This window comes from Pseudomonas sp. B611 (genome assembly GCF_055407965.1).
Map to the genome: position 1 here is coordinate 40,857 of NZ_JBUZST010000016.1, position 22,690 is coordinate 63,546.

Below are 22,690 nucleotides of genomic sequence, written 5' to 3' on the forward strand. Positions count from 1 at the left end.
ATGCTTTCCAACCCTAATATCGACCTGGTGTCGCGCTTTCTTCGCCTGCCTCTGGAACAACGCCAGCAGTTCTACCAACGTTTGCAAACCCGTGGCATGAGCTTCGGGCAACTGCCGATTGCCCCGGCCCGCGAGGCCGGTGAAGCGCTGCCGCTGTCCTACGCCCAGGAACGCCAGTGGTTCCTCTGGCAACTGGACCCGCACAGCGCCGCCTACCATATCCCCGGCGTGCTGCGCCTGAGCGGGCGCCTGGATAAAAGCGCCTTGCAGCGCAGCTTCGACAGCCTGCTGGCGCGCCACGAAAGCCTGCGCACGCGCCTGCATCTGGACGGCGAAAACCGCTCCCAGGTGGTGCTGGCCCACGCCGTCGTCGAGATCGTTGAAAGCGCGGTCAGCGAAGCCGAGCTGCAAGCGCGGGTGCAGGCACTTATCGCCGAACCCTTCGATTTGCAGCAGGGGCCCTTGCTGCGGGTGAACCTGCTCAACCTGGGCGAAGACGAGCAGGTGTTGGTGCTGGTGCAGCACCATATCGTCTCCGACGGCTGGTCGATGGGTGTGATGGTGCAGGAATTGATGCAGCTCTACGCCGCCTACAGCCAGGGCCAGGACTGCCAGCTCGGCACACTGCCGATCCAATACGCCGACTACGCCCTGTGGCAGCGGCGCTGGATGGAAGCGGGGGAGAAGGAGCGCCAACTCGGTTATTGGCGCGAACAACTCGGTGGCAGCCAGCCGGTGTTGGAACTGCCTCTGGACCATCCACGCCCAGCCGTGCAGAGCTATCGCGGCGCACGTCAAGACGTGGCGCTGGAACCGGCGCTGGTCGCCGGCCTCAAGGCCTTGGCGCAGCGTGAAGGCGTGACCCTGTTCATGCTGTTGTTGGCGTCGTTCCAGACCCTGCTGTACCGCTACAGCGGGCAGTCGGACATCCGTGTCGGCGTGCCGACCGCCAACCGCAACCGCGCCGAGACCGAGCGCCTGATCGGCTTTTTCGTCAACACCCAGGTGCTCAAGGCCGACCTTGACGGCCAGATGACCTTTCGCCAGTTGCTGGCCCAGGTCAAGGAGCGCACGTTGCAGGCCCAGAGTCACCAGGACCTGCCGTTCGAGCAACTGGTGGAAGCGCTGCAACCGGAACGCAGCTTGAGCCATAACCCGCTGTTCCAGGTGATGTTCAACCACCAGGCGCAAACCCGTAAAAACGCCGGCGCGCAGCAATTGCCGGGGCTGGCCGTGACCTCACTGGAGTGGGCCAGCGAGAGCGCGCAGTTCGACTTGAGCCTGGACACCGAAGAAACCGACAGCGGCCTGTGGGCCTCCTGGACTTTTGCCACCGATCTGTTCGAAGCCGCCACCGTGGCGCGCATGGCAGCGCATTGGCAAACCGTGCTGCATTCGATGGTCGCCAGCGCCGGCGGTCGCCTCGCGCAAATGACGTTGCTGGCCGACGCTGAACAGCGCAACGTGCTGAACACCTGGAACAGCGGCGGCGCGGCCTTCGAAAGCCCGCTGGGTGTGCACGGCCTGTTTGAGGTGCAAGCACAACGGCGTCCCGATGCGATTGCCCTGTGCCTCGATGAACAGACACTGACCTATGCCGAGCTGAATCGCCAGGCCAACCAGTTCGCCCATTACCTGATCGGCCAGGGCGTTGGCCCGGAAGTCATGGTTGGCGTCGCGGTGGAGCGTTCGTTTGCCATGGTGGTCAGCCTGTTGGCGATCCTCAAGGCCGGTGGCGCTTACGTACCGCTGGACCCGCAATACCCGCGCGAACGCCTGCTGCACATGCTCGAAGACAGCCATGTGCGCCTGGTGTTGTGCCAGTCCACCCAGCAATTGCCGTTGCCCGCCGACGTGGCGCGGCTGGATATCGACAACGCCGCAGACGCCTTGCAGCGTTGTGCCGAGGGCAATCCGCAACGGTCGGTTGACCCGCAGAACCTGGCTTATGTGATCTACACCTCGGGCTCCACCGGCAAACCGAAAGGCGTGGCGATCAACCACGCGGCGTTGACGGAGTTTTCCAGCATCGCGGCGGGTTATTCGCGGTTGAGCGAGGATGATCGTGTCCTGCAATTCGCCACGCTGAACTTCGACGGTTTCGTCGAGCAGCTTTATCCGGCGCTGACCCATGGTGCCACGGTGGTTTTGCGTGGTGCAGAACTGTGGGACAGCGGCCGGTTGTACGCGGAAATCATCCGCCAACGCATCACTCTGGCGGACTTGCCGACGGCTTACTGGAACCTGTTCCTGCTCGATTGCCTGGCAGCTGGGCCGCGTTCTTACGGGGCGTTGCGCCAAATCCACATCGGCGGCGAAGCAATGCCGCTGGACGGCCCGGCGCAATGGCTCAAAGCGGGTCTTGGCCACGTGCGTTTGCTCAACACCTACGGCCCGACCGAAGCCACCGTGGTGTCGAGCGTGCTGGATTGCACCAGCGGCGCAGAAACCATCGGCGCCACCGCCAGCCCGATTGGCCGTTCGTTGCCTGGGCGTGCGTTGTACGTGCTGGATCGCGATTTGAATCTGGCGCCGTTGGGCGCCGTCGGCGAGCTGTACATCGGCAGCGAATGTGGCCTCGCTCGCGCTTACCTGAATCGTCCGTTGCTGACGGCTGAACACTTCGTCCCCGATCCCTTCGGCGGCGACCGTCTGTATCGCACCGGCGACTTGGCCCGCTACCGCGCCGATGGCGTGATCGAATACGTCGGCCGCGTCGACCATCAGGTGAAAATCCGTGGTTTCCGCATCGAGCTGGGGGAAATCGAGGCGCTGTTGCTGGCCCAGGAAGGCGTGCGCGAAACCCTGGTGTTGGCGGCTGACAATCAACTGGTCGCCTATCTGGTCGCTGCCGAGAGAGACGCCGAAGCCCTGAAAACCGTGCTGCGCGAACAACTGCCAGACTACATGGTGCCCGCGCACCTGATCTTCCTCGACCGCATGCCGCTCAACCCGAACGGCAAGCTGGACCGCCAGGCGCTGCCGAAACCGGACGCCAGCCACGCACAACAGGCGTGGATCGCGCCAGTCACCGAACTGGAGCAACAAGTCGCCGCAATCTGGGCCGACATCCTCGGTGCTGAACGCGTCGGCCTGAGCGACCACTTCTTCGAGATGGGCGGCCATTCCTTGCTCGCCATGCAAGTGGTCTCGCGCCTGCGCCACGCCCTGGCGCAGGAAGTGCCGTTGAAACTGGTCTTCGAACAACCCCGGTTGGCCGGTTTTGTTGCGGCAGTGCAGGCGCTGGAAAGCGTCGAACAAGCGCCACCGCTGGTGGCGCGCAATCGCCTGCAACCGCTGCTGCTGTCATACGCCCAGGAGCGCCAGTGGTTCCTCTGGCAACTGGACCCTGACAGCGCCGCCTACCATATCCCCAGCGCTTTGCGCCTTAGCGGCCAGTTGGACAGCGAGGCCTTGCAGCGCAGCTTCAACACCCTGATTGCGCGCCACGAAAGCCTGCGCACCTATGTGCAACAGGACGGTGAGGGCGCGGTGCAGGTGATTGGTGCGCAGGTCACGCTGCCTATCGAGCTGGCCGATATCGACGAGGCTGACTTGCAGTCGCGGGTCGCTGCCGAAATCGCGCGCCCGTTCAACCTGCAACAGGGCCCGCTGCTGCGCGTGACCTTGCTGCGTCTGGCGGCCGATGAGCATGTGCTGGTGCTGGTGCAGCACCACATCATTTCCGATGGCGGCTCGATGGCCGTGATGGTGGATGAGCTGGTGCAGCTCTACAGCGCCTACAGCAGGGGCGAGGTGGCGCAGTTGCCGGCGATGCCGATCCAGTACGCCGACTATGCGCTGTGGCAACGCGACTGGATGGAGGCCGGCGAAAAGCAACGCCAATTAAGCTACTGGCGCGACCTGCTGGGCGGCGAGCAACCGGTGCTGGAATTGCCGTTCGATCACCAGCGCCCGGCGCAGCAAAGCCATCGCGGCGCGCGTCTCGACGTGCCGTTGCCGGCGGCGCTGGCGGCCAGTCTCAAAGCCCTGGCCCAGCGCGAAGGCGTGACGATGTTCATGCTGCTGCTGGCCTCGTTCCAGACCTTGCTGCACCGCTACAGCGGCCAGCAGGACATCCGCGTCGGCGTGCCCATCGCCAACCGCAACCGGGTCGAGACCGAGCGCCTGATTGGCTTTTTCGTCAACACCCAGGTGCTCAAGGCCGATATCGACGGGCAAACCACCGTCGCCCAGCTGCTGCAACAGGTCAAGCAACGGGCGCTGGACGCCCAGGCCCACCAGGACCTGCCGTTCGAACAACTGGTGGAAGCCCTGCAACCGGAACGCAGCTTGAGCCTCAACCCGCTGTTCCAGGTGATGTTCAACTACCAGACCGACGGGCCGCGCGAGCCGTTGGCGTTGGCGCAGCTGAGCATCGAAAACCTGGCCTGGGAGCGGCGCACCGCGCACTTCGACCTCGACCTGGATACCCACGACAGCCGCGACGGCCTGTGGGCGTCCCTGGGCTACAGCACCGATCTGTTCGACGCGCCGACCATCGCGCGCATGGCGCGGCATTGGCAGAACCTGTTGCAGGCGATGGTTGCCGATCAGCAGCAGAACGTGGCGCAGTTGAACCTGCTGGATGCGGATGAGCAGCAACACATCCTGCAACTGTGGGACCGCAGCGAGTCCGGCTTCTCAAGTGCCCGTTTGGTGCATGAACTGTTCGCCGACCGCGCCCATGAAAATCCCCAGGCCGTGGCGGTCAAGTTCGACACGCAGACCCTCAGCTACGGCGAGCTGGACCGTCAGGCCAACCGCCTGGCCCACGCACTGATCGCCCGTGGCGTTGGCCCGGAAGTGCGCGTGGCGATTGCCATGCCGCGTTGCGCCGAGAGCCTGGTGGCGTTCCTCGGCGTGATGAAATCCGGTGGTGTGTATGTGCCGCTGGACATCGAATACCCGCGTGACCGCCTGCTGTACATGATGGAAGATAGCCGCGCGAAAATGCTGTTGACCCACAGCCGCGCGTTGCAGCAACTGCCGATTCCTCAGGGACTTGAGGTGCTGTCGATTGACCACACCGAGGACTACGCCGAGACGGCGCCGGAAGTGGCGTTGGACGGCGATAACCTGGCCTACGTGATCTACACCTCGGGTTCCACCGGCATGCCCAAAGGTGTGGCGGTTGCCCATGGTCCATTGGTGGCGCACATCATTGCCACGGGTGAACGCTACGAAACCAGCCCAGCCGATTGCGAACTGCACTTCATGTCCTTCGCCTTCGACGGTTCCCACGAAGGCTGGATGCACCCGCTGATCAACGGCGCCAGCGTGCTGATCCGCGACGACAGCTTGTGGCTGCCTGAATACACCTACGCGCAGATGCATCGGCATAACGTGACCATGGCGGTATTCCCTCCGGTGTATCTGCAACAACTGGCCGAGCACGCCGAACGGGACGGCAATCCACCGGCTGTACGGGTTTACTGCTTTGGCGGGGATGCAGTAGCGCAGGCCAGTTACGATCTGGCCTGGCGTGCGCTCAAGCCGACGTACCTGTTCAACGGCTACGGCCCGACGGAAACCGTGGTCACGCCGTTGCTGTGGAAAGCCCGTAAAGGCGATCCCTGCGGCGCAGTGTATGCACCCATCGGCACACTGTTGGGCAATCGCAGCGGCTACGTGCTGGACTCCCAACTCAACCTGCAACCCATCGGCGTCGCCGGTGAGTTGTATCTGGGCGGCGAGGGCGTGGCGCGGGGTTACCTGGAACGTCCAGCGCTCACCGCTGAACGCTTCGTGCCAGACCCGTTCGGCAAGCCCGGCAGCCGCGTGTACCGCAGCGGCGACCTGACCCGTGGCCGCCCGGATGGCGTGGTGGATTACCTCGGTCGTGTCGACCACCAAGTGAAAATCCGTGGCTTCCGTATCGAACTGGGGGAAATCGAGGCGCGCCTGCGCGAACAAGACAGCGTTGGCGAAACCGTCGTCGTCGCGCAAGACCGCCCGACCGGCAAGCAGCTGGTGGCCTACGTCGTGCCCGCCGATGCGCCGCTGGCCAACGAAACCGAGTTCCGCGAAACCCTGCGCCGCGCCCTGAAGACCCACCTGCCGGACTACATGGTGCCCGCGCACTTCATGTTCCTCGCCAAAATGCCGCTGACCCCCAACGGCAAACTCGACCGCAAGGGCTTGCCGCAACCCGACGCGGCACAGTCCCAAGGCGTGTGGGTCGAGCCGGTCACCGCGTTGCAACAGCAAGTCGCCGCGATCTGGGCCGATGTGCTCGGCGCCGAACGCATCGGCCTGACCGATCACTTCTTCGAGCTGGGCGGCCACTCGTTACTGGCCATGCAAGTGATCTCGCGGGTACGTCAATTGCTGGCGCGGGAAATTGCCCTGCGCACGCTGTTTGAACAGCCGCAACTGGAAGGTTTTGTGCTGGCCTTGCAGGCCCTGCAAACCGATGAAACGCCGTTGGCACCGCCGATGCTGGCGGTGGGGCGCGATCAACCGTTGAGCCTGTCCTACGCCCAGGAACGCCAGTGGTTCCTCTGGCAACTGGAGCCGCAAAGCGCTGCCTATCACGTGCCCAACGCCCTGCGCCTGAGCGGCGAACTGGACCGCGCAGCGTTGCAACGCAGCTTCGACAGCCTGCTGGCGCGCCACGAAACCCTGCGCACCGTATTTGTCAGCGCCGGCGAGCGCACCCTGCAACAGGTGCTGCCGGTGGCCACGCTGCACATCGACAGCGCGGCCCTCGGCAACCCGAGCGCCGAACAGGTGCAAGCGCTGGTAGAAGCGGAAATCGCCCGGCCGTTCGATCTGCGCCAGGGCCCGTTGCTGCGGGTCAAGCTGTTGCAAGTGAGCGCGCAGGAACATGTGTTGGTGCTGGTGCAGCACCATATCGTCTCGGACGGCTGGTCGATGCAGGTGATGGTCGATGAGCTGGTGCAGTTGTATGCCGCCTACAGCCAGGGCCGTGACCTGCAGTTGCCGGCCATGCCCCTGCAATACGCCGACTACGCGCTGTGGCAACGTGCCTGGATGGACGCCGGCGAGAAGCAACGCCAGCTGAACTATTGGCGCGAGCTGTTGGGCGCCGAGCAACCGGTGTTGGAGCTGCCCCTGGACCATCCGCGCCCAGCCGTGCAGAGCTATCGCGGTGCGCGCCTGGACGTGGCGCTGGAGGCGAATGTGGTCGCCGGCCTCAAGGCCTTGGCGCAGCGCGAAGGCGTGACCCTGTTCATGCTGTTGCTGGCCTCGTTCCAGACCTTGCTGCACCGCTACAGCGGCCAGTCGGACATCCGCGTCGGCGTGCCGATTGCCAACCGCAACCGCGTGGAGACCGAGCGCCTGATCGGTTTCTTCGTCAACACCCAGGTGCTCAAGGCCGACATCGATGGGCAGATGAGCTTTGCCCAGGTGCTGCAACAGGCCAAGCGCCGCGCGCTGGAAGCCCAGGCGCACCAGGACCTGCCGTTCGAACAACTGGTGGAAGCGTTGCAACCGGAACGCAGCCTGAGCCACAACCCGCTGTTCCAGGTGATGTTCAACCACCAGTCCGAATTGCGTGTGCAGCGTGGCGAACAATTGCCGGGCCTGCGCCTGGAGGGGCTGGAGTCCAGCAACCATCCGGCACATTTCGACTTGAGCCTGGACACTCAGGCCTCAGCGCAAGGCCTGTTTGCGACGCTGACTTACGCCACCGACCTGTTCACCGACGCGACCATCGCCCGCATGGCGCAGCATTGGCAGCACCTGCTGCACGCGGTGGCCGCAGATGCGCACCAACGGGTCGCCGAGTTGCCACTGCTGGCCGGTGTCGAGCAAGTGCAGTGGAACAACGGCGCTGCGGCGTTCCACAGCCCGTTGGGTGTGCACGGGCTGTTTGAGCGGCAGGCGCAACAGCGTCCCGACGCCATTGCGCTGTGCCTCGATGAACAGACGCTGACTTACGCCGAGCTGAATCGCCAGGCTAACCAGTTGGCGCATTATCTGATCGCCCAAGGCGTCGGCCCCGAGGTCTTGGTCGGTGTCGCGGCGGAGCGTTCGTTTGCCATGGTGGTCAGCCTGTTGGCGATCCTCAAGGCCGGCGGTGCCTACGTGCCGCTGGACCCGCAATACCCGCGCGAACGCCTGCTGCACATGCTTGAAGACAGCGGCGTCAGCCTGGTGCTGACCCAGTCCCATGTGCCGATGCCATTGCCCGCTGGGCTGCGTAGCGTGGCGATTGATCGGGTGGCACTGTTTGCGGAGGGCAATCCGCAGGTCGCGGTTGACCCGCAGAACCTGGCCTATGTGATCTACACCTCGGGCTCCACTGGCAAACCGAAAGGCGTGGCGATCAACCACGCGGCCTTGACGGAGTTTTCCAGCATTGCGGCGGGTTATTCACGGCTGACCGAGGATGATCGCGTCCTGCAATTCGCTACGCTGAACTTCGATGGTTTCGTCGAGCAGCTTTACCCGGCGCTGACCCATGGCGCGACCGTGGTATTGCGCGGTGCAGAGCTGTGGGACAGCGGCCGGTTGTACGCGGAAATCATCCGCCAAGGCATCACTCTGGCGGACTTGCCGACGGCTTATTGGAACCTGTTCCTGCTCGATTGCCTGGCAGCTGGGCCGCGTTCTTACGGGGCGTTGCGCCAGATTCATATCGGCGGCGAAGCGATGCCGCTGGACGGCCCGGCGCAATGGCTCAAGGCGGGTCTGGGCCACGTGCGTTTGCTGAACACCTACGGTCCGACCGAAGCTACGGTGGTGTCGAGCGTGCTGGATTGCACCAGCGGCGCAGAAACCATCGGCGCCACCGCCAGCCCGATTGGCCGTTCGTTGCCGGGGCGTGCGCTGTACGTGCTGGACCGCGATTTGAACCTGGCGCCGTTGGGTGCTGTGGGCGAGCTGTATATCGGCAGCGAGTGCGGCCTGGCCCGTGCGTACCTGAACCGTCCGTTGCTGACTGCCGAACGCTTCGTGCCCGATCCCTTTGGCGGCGACCGCCTGTACCGCACCGGTGACTTGGCCCGCTACCGCGCCGATGGCGTGATCGAATACGTCGGCCGCGTGGACCATCAGGTGAAAATCCGTGGTTTCCGCATCGAGCTGGGGGAAATCGAGGCGCTGTTGCTGGCCCAGGACGGCGTGCGCGAAACCCTGGTGTTGGCGGCTGACAATCAATTGGTCGCTTATCTTGTGGCCGCTGAAACTGACGCTGAAGCCCTGAAAACCGTGCTGCGCGAACAACTGCCGGACTACATGGTGCCCGCGCACCTGATCTTCCTCGACCGCATGCCGCTCAACCCGAATGGCAAGCTGGACCGCCAGGCGCTGCCGAAACCGGACGCCAGCCAAGCACAGCAGGATTGGGTCGCGCCGGTCACCGAACTGGAACAACAAGTCGCCGCGATCTGGGCCGACATCCTCGGCGCTGAACGCGTCGGCCTGAGCGACCACTTCTTTGAAATGGGCGGCCACTCGTTGCTGGCCATGCAAGTGATCTCGCGCCTGCGCAACCTGCTCGGTCGCGAAGTGCCGTTGCGCAGCCTGTTTGAACAGCCGCGCCTGCACGGCTTCGTCGCCAGCGTGCTGGCCGATGCGGTGAACGCGCAGCCGCTGGCACCGCCGATGCTGGCGGTGGGGCGCGGGCAGCCGTTGCCGCTGTCCTATGCCCAGGAGCGCCAGTGGTTCCTCTGGCAGCTGGACCCGCACAGCGCCGCTTACCATATCCCCGGCACCCTGCGCCTGAAGGGGCACCTCGACACGGCCGCATTACAGCGCAGTTTCGACACCCTGGTGGCCCGTCATGAAAGCCTGCGCACCCACGTGCAACAGGACGGCGAGCGCGCGGTGCAGGTGATTGCCGCGCACGCCGACGTCCAGATCCTGCGACTTGATGCCGATGAGGCGGGCTTGCAGGCGCTGGTGGAAGCACAGATTGCCGCACCGTTCGACCTGCAACACGGCCCGCTGATGCGCGTGAGCCTGCTGCGTCTGGCCGCGGATGAGCATGTGTTGGTGCTGGTGCAGCACCATATCGTCTCCGATGGCGCGTCGATGCAGGTGATGGTCGATGAGCTGGTGCAACTGTATGCCGCCTACAGCCAGGGCCAGGCTCTGCAACTGCCGGACATGGCGCTGCAATACGCCGATTACGCGAGCTGGCAGCGTGGCTGGATGGAGGCCGGCGAAAAGCACCGCCAGCTCGACTACTGGCGCGAACGCCTGGGTGGTGAGCAGCCGGTGCTGGAATTGCCGTTGGACCATGCGCGCCCGACCCTGCAAAGCCATCGTGGCGCGAGCCTCGACATCAGCGTGCCGCCGGCCTTGCTGGCGAAGCTGCGGCAAGTGGCGCAGCGTGAGGAAGTCACGCTGTTCATGCTGCTGCTGGCGTCGTTCCAGACCTTGCTGCACCGCTACAGCGGCCAGCAAGATATCCGCGTCGGCGTGCCGGTGGCCAACCGTAACCGTGAGGAAACCGAGCGCCTGATCGGCTTCTTCGTCAACACCCAGGTGCTCAAGGCTGACATCGACGGGCAACTGACCGTCAGCCAACTGCTGCAACAAGTCAAACAACGGGCGCTGGAAGCCCAGGCGCACCAGGATTTGCCGTTCGAACAGTTGGTCGAAGCGTTGCACCCCGAGCGCAACCTGAGTTTCAACCCGTTGTTCCAGGTGATGTTCAACCACCAGACCGACAGCACTGACCAACTGCAACACCTGCCGGGCCTGCACGTCAGCGGCTTGGAATGGGAGACCCGCACCGCGCAGTTCGACCTGAGCCTCAGCACCCAGGAATCCAGTGACGCGTTGTTTGCCTCGCTGATCTACGCCACTGACCTGTTCGACGCGGCCACCCCGGCGCGCATGGCGCGCCACTGGCTGAACCTGCTGGAAGGCATGGCCGGCGATGCACAGCAGCACATCGGCCAGTTGCCGTTGCTGGACGCGACCGAGCAGCAGATGTTGGTCCACGGCTGGAACGCCACTGCACAGACGTATTCGCTGCAACGGGGTGCACACCAGCTTATGGAAGAACAGGCTGCCCGCACCCCGGATGCGCCGGCGCTGGCGTTTGGTGACACGCGCCTGAGCTACGCCGAACTGAACCGCCGCGCCAACCGCCTGGCCCATCGCTTGATCGAAGCGGGTGTGGGGGCGGATGTGCTGGTGGGTGTGGCGGTGGAGCGGTCCATCGAAATGGTCGTCGGCCTGTTGGCGATCCTCAAGGCGGGCGGTGCCTACGTGCCGCTGGACCCGGACTATCCCCGTGAACGCCTGGCCTACATGCTCGAAGACAGCGGCGTGAAGCTGCTGCTGACCCAGGCGCATCTGCTGGAGCAACTGCCGATGCCGGCGGGGCTGCACAGCCTGGTGCTGGGTGAGTCGTGGTTCGACGGTTATGGCGAGCACAATCCGGGCATCGTGATCGACCCGGAAAACCTCGCCTATGTGATCTACACCTCCGGCTCCACCGGGCAACCCAAAGGCGCGGGCAACCGCCATTCGGCGCTGACCAACCGCCTGTGCTGGATGCAGCAAGCCTATGGCTTGGATGGGCGGGACACGGTGCTGCAAAAGACCCCGTTCAGCTTTGACGTGTCGGTGTGGGAGTTCTTCTGGCCGCTGATGACCGGCGCACGTCTGGTGGTGGCTGCGCCGGGTGATCATCGCGATCCGGCCAAACTGGTCAGCCTGATCAACGCGGAGCACGTCACCACGCTGCACTTTGTGCCGTCGATGTTGCAGGCCTTCCTGCAAGACCCCGCCGTGTCCACCTGCCACAGCCTGCAACGCATTGTGTGCAGTGGCGAAGCGTTGCCGGTGGATGCCCAGCAGCAGGTCTTCGCGAAACTGCCCGCTGCCGGTCTGTACAACCTGTATGGCCCGACTGAAGCAGCGATCGACGTGACCCATTGGACCTGTGTCGATGAAGGCAGCGACACCGTGCCCATCGGCGAACCCATCGCCAACCTGCGCACCCATGTGCTGGATGCGCAGTTGTTGCCGGTGCCGGTCGGTGTTGCCGGCGAGTTGTACCTGGGCGGTGAAGGCCTGGCGCGCAATTATCATCGGCGTCCGGCGTTGACGGCCGAGCGTTTTGTGCCGTGTCCATTCCACAGCGGCGCGCGTTTGTACCGCACCGGCGACCGTGTGCGCCAGCGTGCCGACGGGGTGATCGAATACCTTGGGCGCCTCGATCATCAGGTCAAGTTGCGCGGCCTGCGTATTGAACTGGGTGAAATCGAAGCGCGTCTGCTGGAACACCCGTCGGTGCGCGAAGCCACGGTGCTGGTGGTCGATAACAAACAGCTGGTGGGCTATGTGGTGCTGCACGCGGCTGACGCTGAGTGGCGCACGCACGTCAGCGCGCACCTGGCCAAGCACTTGCCGGATTACATGGTGCCCGCGCAATGGGTGGTACTGGAGCAGATGCCGTTGAGTCCCAACGGCAAGCTGGACCGCAAGGCGCTGCCCAAGCCGGATTCCGCTGGCCAAGGCCGTGAATTCGCGGCGCCGCAAACCGCGTTGCAGCAGCAGATTGCGCGGATTTGGGCTGAGGTGTTGGAGGTTGAGCGCGTCGGTGTGCACGACAACTTCTTTGAGTTGGGTGGCCATTCGTTGTTGGTGTTGCTGCTCAAGGAGCGGATCAACCGTCTCTGCGGCGCTGCGCTGGCGGTCAACCAGTTGATGCTCAACCCCACGGTGGCCGGGCAAGCCCGTTGCATCGAAGGTGATGCGCCCAGTTCATTGATCGTGCCGCTCAACAGCCAGACGCAAGGCACGCCGCTGTACCTGTTCCACCCAAGTTTCGGCTCGGTGCATTGCTACAAGCCGATTGCCTTGGCGTTGCGTGAGCAACGGCCGGTGTTCGGCATCATTTGCCGGGCCTTGGTGGAAGAGGACGGCACGGTGCCGGGCTGGGCGCAGATGGTCGAGGACTATGCACAGCAACTGCTGGGTGCGCAGACCCACGGTGCCTTCCGCCTGGCGGGTTGGTCACTGGGTGGCAACCTGGCGATGGAAGTGGCTTACCTGCTGGAGCAAGCCGGTCGTACGGTGGAGTTTGTCGGCTGGATCGATGCGCCACCGCCGGCGCGGTTTACCGCGTTCTGGGAGCAGGGCGCTGGGCAGTCGCAGCCGGAGCCGAGTGCGGTTGAGCGCCGGGCGCAGATGCTGGAAGTGATGTTCCCGGCGTATGCCGAGCAGATCCAGGCGCAGTGGCAGCAGGCTCAGCAGGCACATTGCGATGAAGAGCAGCAGTGGCAGCACCTGTGTGAGTGGGCGGATCGGGCATTGGGCGCAAGCTTCCAGGCGCTCAAGGCCGAGCTGCAAAGCGGCGGAGAAACCGAGCGGTCGTGGGCAATCAAACAGATCCTCGATGAGCGTTTGCAAGCCACTGACTTCCGGGCCATCAAGGCACCGGTCAGTTGCTGGTGGGCGGCGCGCAGCGAAGCGGGGATGCACCAGGCGTTGATTGAAAGTGGCTTGCGCGAGGTGATTGGGCAGGCGGGGATTGAGCGTTCGGTGGTGATCGACACGACCCACCACCGGATTGTCGATAATGCCGAGTTCATCAAGAACCTGGTGGCGGCGCTGTTGTAATGATCGTTCCCACGCTCTGCGCGGGATGATCGTTCCCACGCTCTGCGTGGGAATGCAGCCCCGGGCGCTCTGCGCCCCTAGAGCGGACGCAGAGCGTCCAAAGAGGCATTCCCACGCGGAGCGTGGGAACGATCAAGGAGGCACAAAAAAAGCCCCGTATCTCGCGATACGGGGCTTTTGTTTTGACGCCGGGTTTAGAAGTTGTAGCGGGTGGTTACCATGAAGTTGCGCGGGTCGCCAGGGAAGGCGGAGTCATAGAAACCGATGTTGGTGTAGTAGTTCTTGTCGAACACGTTGTTGACGTTGACGCTGGCCGACAGGTTCTTGGTGATCTGGTAGCGGGCCATCAGGTCAACCAGCCAGTACGGGTCTTGGGTGAGGATTTCGGAGCGTCGCAGGCCGGAGTTGCGGATCGACTTCCAACCTTCGCTCTGCCAGCGCGCGCCACCGCCGATGGTCAGCTTGTCCAGCGGGCCGGTAAGCTTGTAGGTGGTGTAGAGGTTGACCTGGTCTTCCGGCTCCCAAGTGGAGATCTTGTTGCCGCTGTCGTCGCGCGCCACCTTGTGGGTGTAGCCCGCCTGCAATTGCCAGCCGGTGGCGATTTCGCCGGAGATTTCCGCTTCGTAGCCCTTGGTCTTGGACTTGATGCCGTAGTACGGCGAGTCGTTGATCAGGCTGGCACCTTCCGAGGTATCGACTTCCGGCCGGTTGGTCTCGTGCACTTCGAAGTAGGCGAGGCTGGTGTTCAGGGCGCCGTTGAAGAACTCGCCCTTGATGCCGACTTCGTAGTTTTTGCCTTCATCCGGTTCGAGCATCTGGTCGTTGCGGTCGCGGTAGTCGGTCTGTGGCTGGAAGATCTCGGTGTAGCTGGTGTAAGCGGTGAAGTTGTCGTTCAGGTCGTAGGTCAGGCCGGCATACGGCACGACTTTGCCACTTTCCGTCGAACGGCTGGTGCCGGTGACCTGGTAGTTGGCCAGGCGTGCGCCGAGCAGCAGGTGCATTTCGTCGGTCAGGCTGAAACGGCTGGTGACGTAGCTGCCGGTCTGGCGGCTGGTCTGGTCGAGGACGCGTGTGAGGGACCACGCCGGTTCCGGGATGTTGCCGTTCCAGTTGTAGAAGTCCGCAGAGTTGGTGCCCGGCGCAAAGGTGGCGTCGTAGCTCTTGCCTTTCCATTTGCTGATCGAGATCGACTGGCCCACCACCAGTTCGTGCTCGCGGCCAAACAGTTCAAATGGCCCGGTGGCGTAGCCGTCCAGGCTGTCGCTGGTGGTTTCGCCGACGTGTTTGCGTGCGAACAGCGAGCTTTCGTTGCCTCGATCTTGGGACAGGGCGGCGAGCGGTGCGTGATAGCCGTTGATCTGGTGGTTGTACTGGCCCTTGGCGACCCAGCCATTGCTGAAGTTGTGCTCCAGGGTGGCGAAGGCGGTGCGGGTGTACTGCGCCCACGAACCCCATTTCGGCCCGTTGTTGAACGAGCGCGGCAAGTCCAGCTCTTTGCCTTCGGCGTCGAAGATCATGCGGCTGCCGGTCCAGCTGGAACCTTTCGGGTCGCTGTCCTGGTAGTCGGCGCCGACGGTCAGCAGGGTGTCTTCGTCGAGGTCGGCTTCAAGAATCCCGTAGAACACGCTGGTCTTGCGCGTGTAGTGGTCGAGGAACGAGTGCTTGTCGTTGTAGGCCGCGACCGCGCGCGCGCGGATGTTGCCGGATTCGGTCAACGGGCCGCTGACGTCGATCTGCGAGCGGTAGTTGTCCCAGGAACCGGCGCCCAGCTCGATATTGCCCTGGAACTCGGCCGTCGGTTTCTTGCGGATCAGGTTGAGCGTGCCGCCCACGCCGCCGGCGCCGGTCAGCAGGCCGGTGGCCCCTTTGAGTACTTCGACGCGGTCGTAGAGGGCCATGTCGGTGAGGGTCTGGCCGGCGGAGTACTGGGCGTCACGCAGGGTCGGGATGCCATCGTACTGGAAGGTGTTGATGGAGAAACCGCGCGAGTAGTAGTTGGTGCGCTCGCTGTCATAGGTCGACACGGTAATGCCGGGGGTATGGCGCATCACGTCGTCGATGGAGTTGAGGGCGAAGTCGTCCATGGCCTGGCGGGTGACCACGGAGATCGACTGCGGCGTCTCCCGTGGGGTCAACACCAGGCGTGTGGCGGTGGCGATGGTGCCCGGCGTATAGGAGCCGGTGCCTTCGGTCACGGTGCCGAGTTGGTTGGCGGTCACCTGGGTCGCGCCCAGTTCCATGCCGGAAGCGGCATGGGCGCTGATGCTGATGGTGTTGCCTTGCAGGCCGTAACCGACGCCGGTGCCTTTGAGCAGGGTGGTGATGGCGCGGTCCGGGTCGAGCTTGCCCTTGACGGCGTTGCTGCGTTTGCCTTCCACATCCGTCGGGCTGTACAGCACTTGCAGGTTGGTCTGGCGACCGAACTCTTGCAGTGCGCTACCCAGGGACTGGGCCGGCACGTCGATCTCAAGTTCCTGTGCCTGCACATAGCCAGCAATCGGCAACGACACGGCCAGGGCCAGCGCGCTGGGCAACAGGTTGAAGTGCAGGGCCCGGCGCATGGATAGCGCTTTGCTCAGGGGGCTCAGACCGAGTCGTACTGACATGAATGCTTTCTCTTCTATGTTTTAGTGGGCAGATTATAGATGTTTATTGAGTTAGATTCTCATTACCACTAGTGAGACGTTCCTACTTGTAGAAACCGGAAAACTTTTTTCACGCCGGCTCCATTTCGTGCACGACCTTGCCCGCGCGCAGGCGTACCAACTGGTCGGCGATGTCGAAATAGCGGTCGTCGTGGCTGATCACGATGATGGTCTTGCCCAGGCGCTTGAGGTCCGGCAGCAGCTCGGTGTAGAAAATCTTGCGAAAGGCCGGGTCCTGGTCGGCAGCCCATTCGTCGAACACCAGCACCGGGCGCTCTTCGAGCCAGGCGTTGACCAGAGCCAGGCGCTTGCGCTGGCCGGTGGACAGGTCGGTGGTGCTGAACACGCCGTCCTTGACGCTGACCTTGTGCGCAATTTCCAGGCGTTCCAGGTACTTGGTCGCGCTGTCCAGCGACTGCGTGGCGCTGCCCTGCACCAGGTCATCGAACAGGTAGTAGTCGGCAAACACCGTGGTGAACAACTGGCGATAGTCGTCGCGCACCGGGTCGGTCACGGTTTCGCCATTGAGGCGGATTTCCCCGGCCTGGGGTTGGTACAGGCCCAGCAGCAGCTTGATCAGGGTGGTCTTGCCGCAACCGTTTTCGCCGACGATAAACACGATATCGCCCTGCTTGATGCTCAGGTTGATCGGCCCCAGATGGAACGGCTCGCTGCCTTCCACCGGCGGCGGGCTGTAGCTCACGCCGCGCAGTTCCAGGCTGTGCACCTGCGGGTGTGGGGCTTCGCTGGCGTCCATCAGCAAGTGCGGTTCCGGCGATGAGAACCGGTCGGCCAGTTCGGTGATGCGTGCAAAGGCGATACGCGCCTTGCCGATGATCGGCAGGTAACCCACCACGTGTTCCAGCGGGCCTTTCATGTACAGCAGCACCAGCACGAAACCGGTGATCACCGCCGGGTCCGGGTTGGGGCTGTAGGCCTGCAGGGCGAGAGCCAGGCCGATAACCACGAAGAACAGCATCGAGCCAAAGGTCTTGGCGACGATATAGATGTTCACCGAACGCACCTGGATGTCGCTGATCTGGTCGGCGGTTTCCTGGATGCGGTGGGTGTTCATGCGGTAGCGCCGTGGCCGATGGATGCGCAGCTCCTTGGCCCCCGAGGCGATTGCCGAGTAGTAGCGTTGCAACTCGTCTTCGAGGTCGCGGGCTTCGTCAAAGCCGCGGATGCCCTTGGCCCCGGCGATGAACTGCACGCTGCAACCAATGGCGATGGCGACAATCATCAGCAGGAACATCGGCACCGACAGATACGCCAGGTAACCCAGGCAACCGAGGGTCACGGTGGTGGCGATGGCCAGCGGGGTGAAGGCGAAGGAGAAATCGCTGATGGTATCGACGTCATGGGTCAGCACCGGGATCAGGCGGTGGGAGCGATAGCGTTCGATCTGTTCAATCGGCGCCGACAGCACCTTTTCACCCAACTCTTTGCGCAACGCCGCGATGATGCGCTGGCCGACATAGTTGGTGCCGATGTCGGACACGATCGAACTGGTCAGGGCCAGCACACACAGGGCGGCAAAGGTCAGCACCACGCCTTGGGTCATGCCGGTGGAGGAGTGCAGGGCGTTGTTGATAGTGGCCAGCAAGAAGGTGATGGCCAGGCCACCCGCCATGCCCAGGGCGACGGACACCGTCACCAGGGTTCGAAAGGGTCTGAGCAATGCGAGCAGACCATTGAAGGCGCCGCGCTTGGGGTCGGTCATAAATACTTCCCGGAGAGTGAATAGAGGGGCTGGGCACACAGACCCTTACCCATGACAAACGAAGCATCGGGGCGAGTATTTAGCGCGGCGTGCCAGGCGGTGGCCGGCGTGGATAAATTGGCGGCGGGCTGGTTCGTTCTTGTGGTGTAGGCGCACGCGTATCGACGCAGCGCGCAGTCCATCCAGCGAGAGCGAAACAATGACGAAAAAGAATCTGGTGTACGTGTGGTCCCTGAGAAACGCCGCCGCCGACAAGGCCGGGCAGCCGGTGGCCTACAAGGACCACGAGCGGTATATGAAGTCGGTGCTGGAATTTCTCGCGGGTTCGCTGAACGACACGCCGCTGGGCGAGGCCTACAACCTGGTCGGTGTGGTGTATGACGATGACGAGCAGAACCCGCGGGACCAGCAACTGGTCAAGGATTACGGGTTTGCCTACCAGCCTGGCCGCCAGTGGCTGTACCCGGCGGACTTGCGGGTGCAGGGCAATCTGGTCAACGACCTGTTGCTGAGCGTGCCATCCACCTATCGCCGCTTGCCACGGGGCAGCGCGGAACACATCGCCGGCAAACAGGACTTCGAACGCCGCCTGCATGACACGCTGGTGGAATTGAAGGCTGACATCGTGGTGCTCGATGGCCTGCTGGTGATCCTCGATGAGCTGGTGCGACCGGGTGCGCCATTTGCGCGGCGCATCATGAATATCCACCCGGGCATTACCCGCATCGAATCGCCTTACGAGCGTCGCGGCGCGTATGCCACGTGGAATGCCCTGTACGGCGCGCGCGGGCTGACAGTGACGGATTGGGCGACCAAGGCCACCACGCCGTCGGAGCCGCTGTACCTCACGGGTGCATCGTTTCATTACGTGGATAACGGCATTGATTCGGGGGAGGTGTTTCATGACGTGTTGAAGACGGAGATTTCGCCTGAGGACACGATTCTCGAGCTGCGTTGGAACAACTTCAATAACAGCCTGTTCCCGGCGTTGCATGAAGGGCTGGCGCTGTTGGCGAAAGCGTAAGGCAGACACAGTTCTAAATGTGGGAGCGGGCTTGCTCGCGAAAGCGGTGTATCAGTCACCGGAAATAGTGACTGATGTACCGCTTTCGCGAGCAAGCCCGCTCCCACACAAGCCCGCTCCCACATTTGAATCTTCAGTGGCTCAAAGGTCGCGCACTACACGAAAACCAATCCAATCCCCCCGCGTCTGCGGGTAGATATTGTTACGGTTACCCGAGCGCGAAAACACCGGCGCCTCGCCCCAATCATTGCCGCGAATGATGTAGGCCTCGCACGTCTGTTCCGACCAGGCGCTGCCATCGGTGGGCGCGCCCACATAGTTCTCGTGATAGCAGTCGGCAACCCGTTCATAGACATTGCCGTGCATGTCGTACATGCCAAACCCATTCGGCGCGTAGCTACCCACTGGCGAGGAATAGCTGTAGCCGTCCGCCGGGCCGTAGGTGTTGGCGTGCTCGGCGATGCTGTAACCCCTGCCCGCGTCAAACGGGAAGGGGAAGGGGCCCTTGGTCCCGGCGCGCGCGGCGTATTCGCGCTGGGCTTCGCTGACCATGTGGTACTGCTGGCCGGTCTTTTTTGACAGCCAGCTGACGTACTGCTTGATGTCGTCCATGTCCATGCACACCGCCGGCTGGCGCGGCCCTTGCGGGTAGCGGGGTTTGCTGGCGATGCATTCGCGGCCGGGGCGGGTGTCGCCGTTGGCGATCTTCACGCCGGTCTGGCGCACGTAGCTGTCCCACTCGCCGGCGGTGATATGGAAGCGGCTCATGGCGAAGGGCTTGGCGAAGGTCACGTCATGCAGCGGGCCCTCGTCGGGCTCGCGGCCCACTTCGTCCTCGGGCGTACCCATGGTGAAAGTGCCGGCGGGCAGCACGACCATCTCCGGGCAGTCCTTGCAGTCCTTGAACACCTTGCCCGGCTGCGGCGTGGCGGCCTGGGCCAGGCCCGGCAACAGGGCGCCGCACAGGGTCGCCAGCGTCAGGGCGGCCAGGGGTTTGAAACGGGATGGGATCATAGGGGCCTCTCGTCAACAGGGAAAATGGGCGTCACAGGCGCGGGCTCAACAGGGCCATGAAGCGCTGGATCTCGTCGGCGGAATTGAGCAGGCCAGGCGCGGTGCGGATCACCGGGCCGGCATCGCGGTTCACCGCATCGATGACCACGCGCTGTTTCATCAGGTAATCGGCGATGTCATTGCTGTCCCGGTCCTTGACCCGGAAGAAGGTAAAACCGGCCGACAACTCAGGGCTGCGCGGCGTGACCAGTTCGATCTGCGGGTGGGCCAGCAGGTGCTCTTTCAATTCAGTGTTAAGGGCATGGATGCGCGCCTGCACCGGCGCCTTGCCCAATTGCAGGTGCAGCTTGAAGGCCTCATCCGCCGCCCAGCGGTGTTCGAACGCATGGAAGCCGCCGGGGGTCATGGTGGTGGCGAAGTTGGTGTCTTCGGAGAAGGTCGGCACCATCGGCGTGACGTATTTGTTCTGGCTGTCGCGGGCGCAGACCAGCCCGGTGCCGCGCGGGCCGAACATCCATTTGTGGGTGCCGGCGATAAAAAAGTCGCAGTGCATGTCCGGGAAATCGAGGTTTTCCACGCCAAAACCGTGCACGCCATCGACTACGTAGAGGATGCGGTCGTTGTCGTCGCGGTGGCGGTTGTGTTCATTGACCAGTTGGCCGATCTCGCCGATGGGCAACTTCACGCCACTGCCGGACTGTACCCAGGTCATGCCCAGCACGCGGGTGTTGGGGCGGATATTGCGTTGGATATTGCCGAGCACTTCATCGGCCGAGATACGGTTGGCGCTCTCGAACAGCTTGAACCGACGCACTTGGGTGCCTTGCTTGCGCACGCGAAAATTCAGCACGTTCTGGGTCGCATAGTGCTCGTGCACGGTGGTGAGGATTTCCTGGTCGGCGCGCAGCTGGATGCCGCCGTAGATCATCGCTAGGCCCTCGGAGGTACTGCCGGTGAGGGCGATCTGCGCGGGTGCAGCCTTTAAATAGCGGCCGGCCCATTCACGCACTTGGCCTTCGCGTTTCCAGGTTTCCTCCAGGCCCCAATCCATTGCCAGCCCGGGGTTGCGGTCGATCTGGTTGCGGTAATGCTCGATGGCGTCGCGCACCGGTTTTGGGTGCGACGCGACGAGGAAGTTGGAGAAGTGCAGGTAGCTCGGGTCCTGGTTGAACAGTTGCTTGAGGTCCGTCCATGGGGTCTTTGTCGCAGGCGCGGCAGTGGCAGCCAGCGCCTCGGGCAGCAGCGGCAGGCTGGCGGCAAAGACGCCGGCCTGCTTGAGAAACGTACGGCGGTCGGTCATGGACTTGCTTCTAGGTGATTAGCGATTGGCCAAGGGCTTGGCGGCTTTTTGTACCTGGTCCCACACCCGCAGGAAGTTGCCTCCCCACAGCTTGGCAATATCGGCTTCGGAGTAGCCGCGCTGGATCAGTTCGGCGGTGACGTTGCGCACCTCGCCGACGTTTTCCCAGCCGTCGATGCCGCCGCCGTCGTTGAAGTCCGACGAGATGCCGACGTGATCGATGCCGATCTTGCGCACGGTGTAGTCGATGGCGTCGCCCCAATCCTTGAGGCTGGCCTTGGGTTCTTCCTCGAGGATGCCGTACAGCCCCTGGGCGTACTGGCCGAACTTCTGCTCGGGCCAGGCGGCGATGATTGCGTCGCCGGGCATCAAGGCCATCGCCAGGTTGGGCAGCGGCGGCAAGTCGAAACGCGCGCGCAGGGTGTTGAGTTTGTCCTGGGTCGGCTGGCTCAGCGGGCGCAGGTACGCCGGGAAGCCGACGACCTGCACCACGCCGCCGCTGTGCTTGATCAGTTGCAGTTCCTTGTCGCTGAGGTTGCGCGGAATATCCACCGAAGCACGCGGCGCCGAGTGGGATGCGACCATCGGCGTGCGGCTCAGCTGTGCCACTTGTTCCAGCGCCTTGGTCGACATCTGCGACACATCGATGATCACCCCCAGGTCATTGAGGCGGTGCACGGCTTGCTGGCCAATCGGCGACAGGCCTTCAAGGGCATCGGTGGAATCATTGAAAAACGGCAGCGGCCGCGACGAGTCGGACCAGGCGTTGTTGCCGATATAGCTGAAGCCGAACATGCGCATGCCGCGCGCCGCCCAGAAATCCAGCTGGTTCAGGTCATTGCCCAGCGGGTAGGCGTTGAGCATGCTGATAAAGATCGCGAACTTGCCTTCGCCATGCAGGCGGCGGAAGTCGTCCGGGGTGTAGGCGATGCCCACCTGGTTGGGAAAGTCGCGGACCATGCCGGAGATGATCTTGTAGCGCACCTCCTGTTCGTGGCGGGCTTCTTCGACAAAACCCTCGGTGGGCTTGTGCGGCGCGTTATCGCCGTTCCAGATTTCCGGCCAGCCGAAGATCGTCAGCGCCGCGCCCGACAAACGCCCGCGTGCCGCCTTGGCCAGGTCGAACTGGCCGCTGCCATCCTTGTCGGCCTCGCTGCCGACGCCGCCGAAATCCAGGGGCACGGTGATATGGCTGTCGAACGACAACAGGCGATCCTGCATCTCATTGGCCTGCTTGATCACCTCCAGCGGGTAGCCGGCGTTGCCCCTGAACCAGTGATCCCAGGCCAGGAAGCCGGCCCCGGCGCCGATGGCCAGTGCCAGCGGCAAGCCGATGTACAGCGCCTTTTTCGAACGTGGTTTTGTCATTGCCATCTCAGTCAGTTGAGGCCTTTGCTATCAGGGAAGAACGAGCGCTGCGCGCAAAAATT

Annotated in this window: 7 protein-coding genes; 2 read left to right on the forward strand and 5 right to left on the reverse strand. The window is 63.4% G+C overall.

Annotated features, from left to right (window positions below; translation table 11 throughout):
• The gene (locus ACZRMO_RS24400; protein ID WP_463974502.1) at positions 1–13,554 is read left to right on the forward strand and encodes a non-ribosomal peptide synthase/polyketide synthase; all 13,554 of its coding nucleotides are present in this window, start codon (positions 1–3) and stop codon (positions 13,552–13,554) included.
• Positions 13,555–13,748: 194 nt separating this feature from the next.
• Here the strand turns inward: ACZRMO_RS24400 and ACZRMO_RS24405 are convergent, their stop codons facing one another.
• Together ACZRMO_RS24405 and ACZRMO_RS24410 are read right to left on the reverse strand one after the other, a co-directional pair.
• On the reverse strand, positions 13,749–16,115 hold the full coding sequence (locus ACZRMO_RS24405) for a TonB-dependent siderophore receptor (RefSeq protein ID WP_463974543.1): 2,367 nt from the start codon (positions 16,113–16,115) through the stop codon (positions 13,749–13,751).
• Positions 16,116–16,269: 154 nt separating this feature from the next.
• Complete coding sequence (locus ACZRMO_RS24410; protein ID WP_463974503.1) at positions 16,270–17,922, reverse strand: cyclic peptide export ABC transporter; 1,653 nt, start codon at positions 17,920–17,922, stop codon at positions 16,270–16,272.
• Between the two features lie 199 nt (positions 17,923–18,121).
• Between ACZRMO_RS24410 and ACZRMO_RS24415 the strand changes: the two genes are divergently transcribed.
• Positions 18,122–18,946 carry a N(5)-hydroxyornithine transformylase PvdF gene (locus tag ACZRMO_RS24415; RefSeq protein WP_463974504.1) on the forward strand — a complete coding sequence of 275 codons (825 nt, stop codon included), beginning with the start codon at positions 18,122–18,124 and terminating at the stop codon, positions 18,944–18,946.
• A gap of 141 nt (positions 18,947–19,087) precedes the next feature.
• On the opposite strand, the gene pvdO is transcribed toward ACZRMO_RS24415, so the two are convergent.
• From pvdO to pvdM, 3 genes are read right to left on the reverse strand one after another with little or no spacing between them, the layout of a single operon-like run.
• Positions 19,088–19,960, reverse strand: a complete 873-nt coding sequence (pvdO, locus tag ACZRMO_RS24420) for a dihydropyoverdine dehydrogenase (RefSeq protein WP_463974505.1) — start codon at positions 19,958–19,960, stop codon at positions 19,088–19,090.
• A 31-nt stretch (positions 19,961–19,991) separates the two neighbouring features.
• Positions 19,992–21,260: a pyoverdine-tailoring periplasmic protein PvdN gene (gene pvdN / locus ACZRMO_RS24425; protein ID WP_463974506.1), complete on the reverse strand. Its 1,269-nt coding sequence runs from the start codon at positions 21,258–21,260 to the stop codon at positions 19,992–19,994.
• Between the two features lie 18 nt (positions 21,261–21,278).
• Positions 21,279–22,628 (reverse strand): pyoverdine-tailoring dipeptidase-like protein PvdM, encoded by a 1,350-nt coding sequence (pvdM, locus tag ACZRMO_RS24430; protein ID WP_124529420.1) that lies wholly within the window; start codon positions 22,626–22,628, stop codon positions 21,279–21,281.
• Between the last annotated feature and the right edge of the window lie 62 nt (positions 22,629–22,690).

Coding starts and splice junctions, on each gene's coding strand:
- ACZRMO_RS24415 (WP_463974504.1), top strand. CDS start 18,122: ATGACGAAAAAGAATCTGGTGTACGTGTGGTCCCTGAGAAACGCCGCC.
- ACZRMO_RS24405 (WP_463974543.1), bottom strand. CDS start 16,115: ATGCGCCGGGCCCTGCACTTCAACCTGTTGCCCAGCGCGCTGGCCCTG.
- ACZRMO_RS24400 (WP_463974502.1), top strand. CDS start 1: ATGCTTTCCAACCCTAATATCGACCTGGTGTCGCGCTTTCTTCGCCTG.
- pvdM (WP_124529420.1), bottom strand. CDS start 22,628: ATGACAAAACCACGTTCGAAAAAGGCGCTGTACATCGGCTTGCCGCTG.
- ACZRMO_RS24410 (WP_463974503.1), bottom strand. CDS start 17,922: ATGACCGACCCCAAGCGCGGCGCCTTCAATGGTCTGCTCGCATTGCTC.
- pvdN (WP_463974506.1), bottom strand. CDS start 21,260: ATGACCGACCGCCGTACGTTTCTCAAGCAGGCCGGCGTCTTTGCCGCC.
- pvdO (WP_463974505.1), bottom strand. CDS start 19,960: ATGATCCCATCCCGTTTCAAACCCCTGGCCGCCCTGACGCTGGCGACC.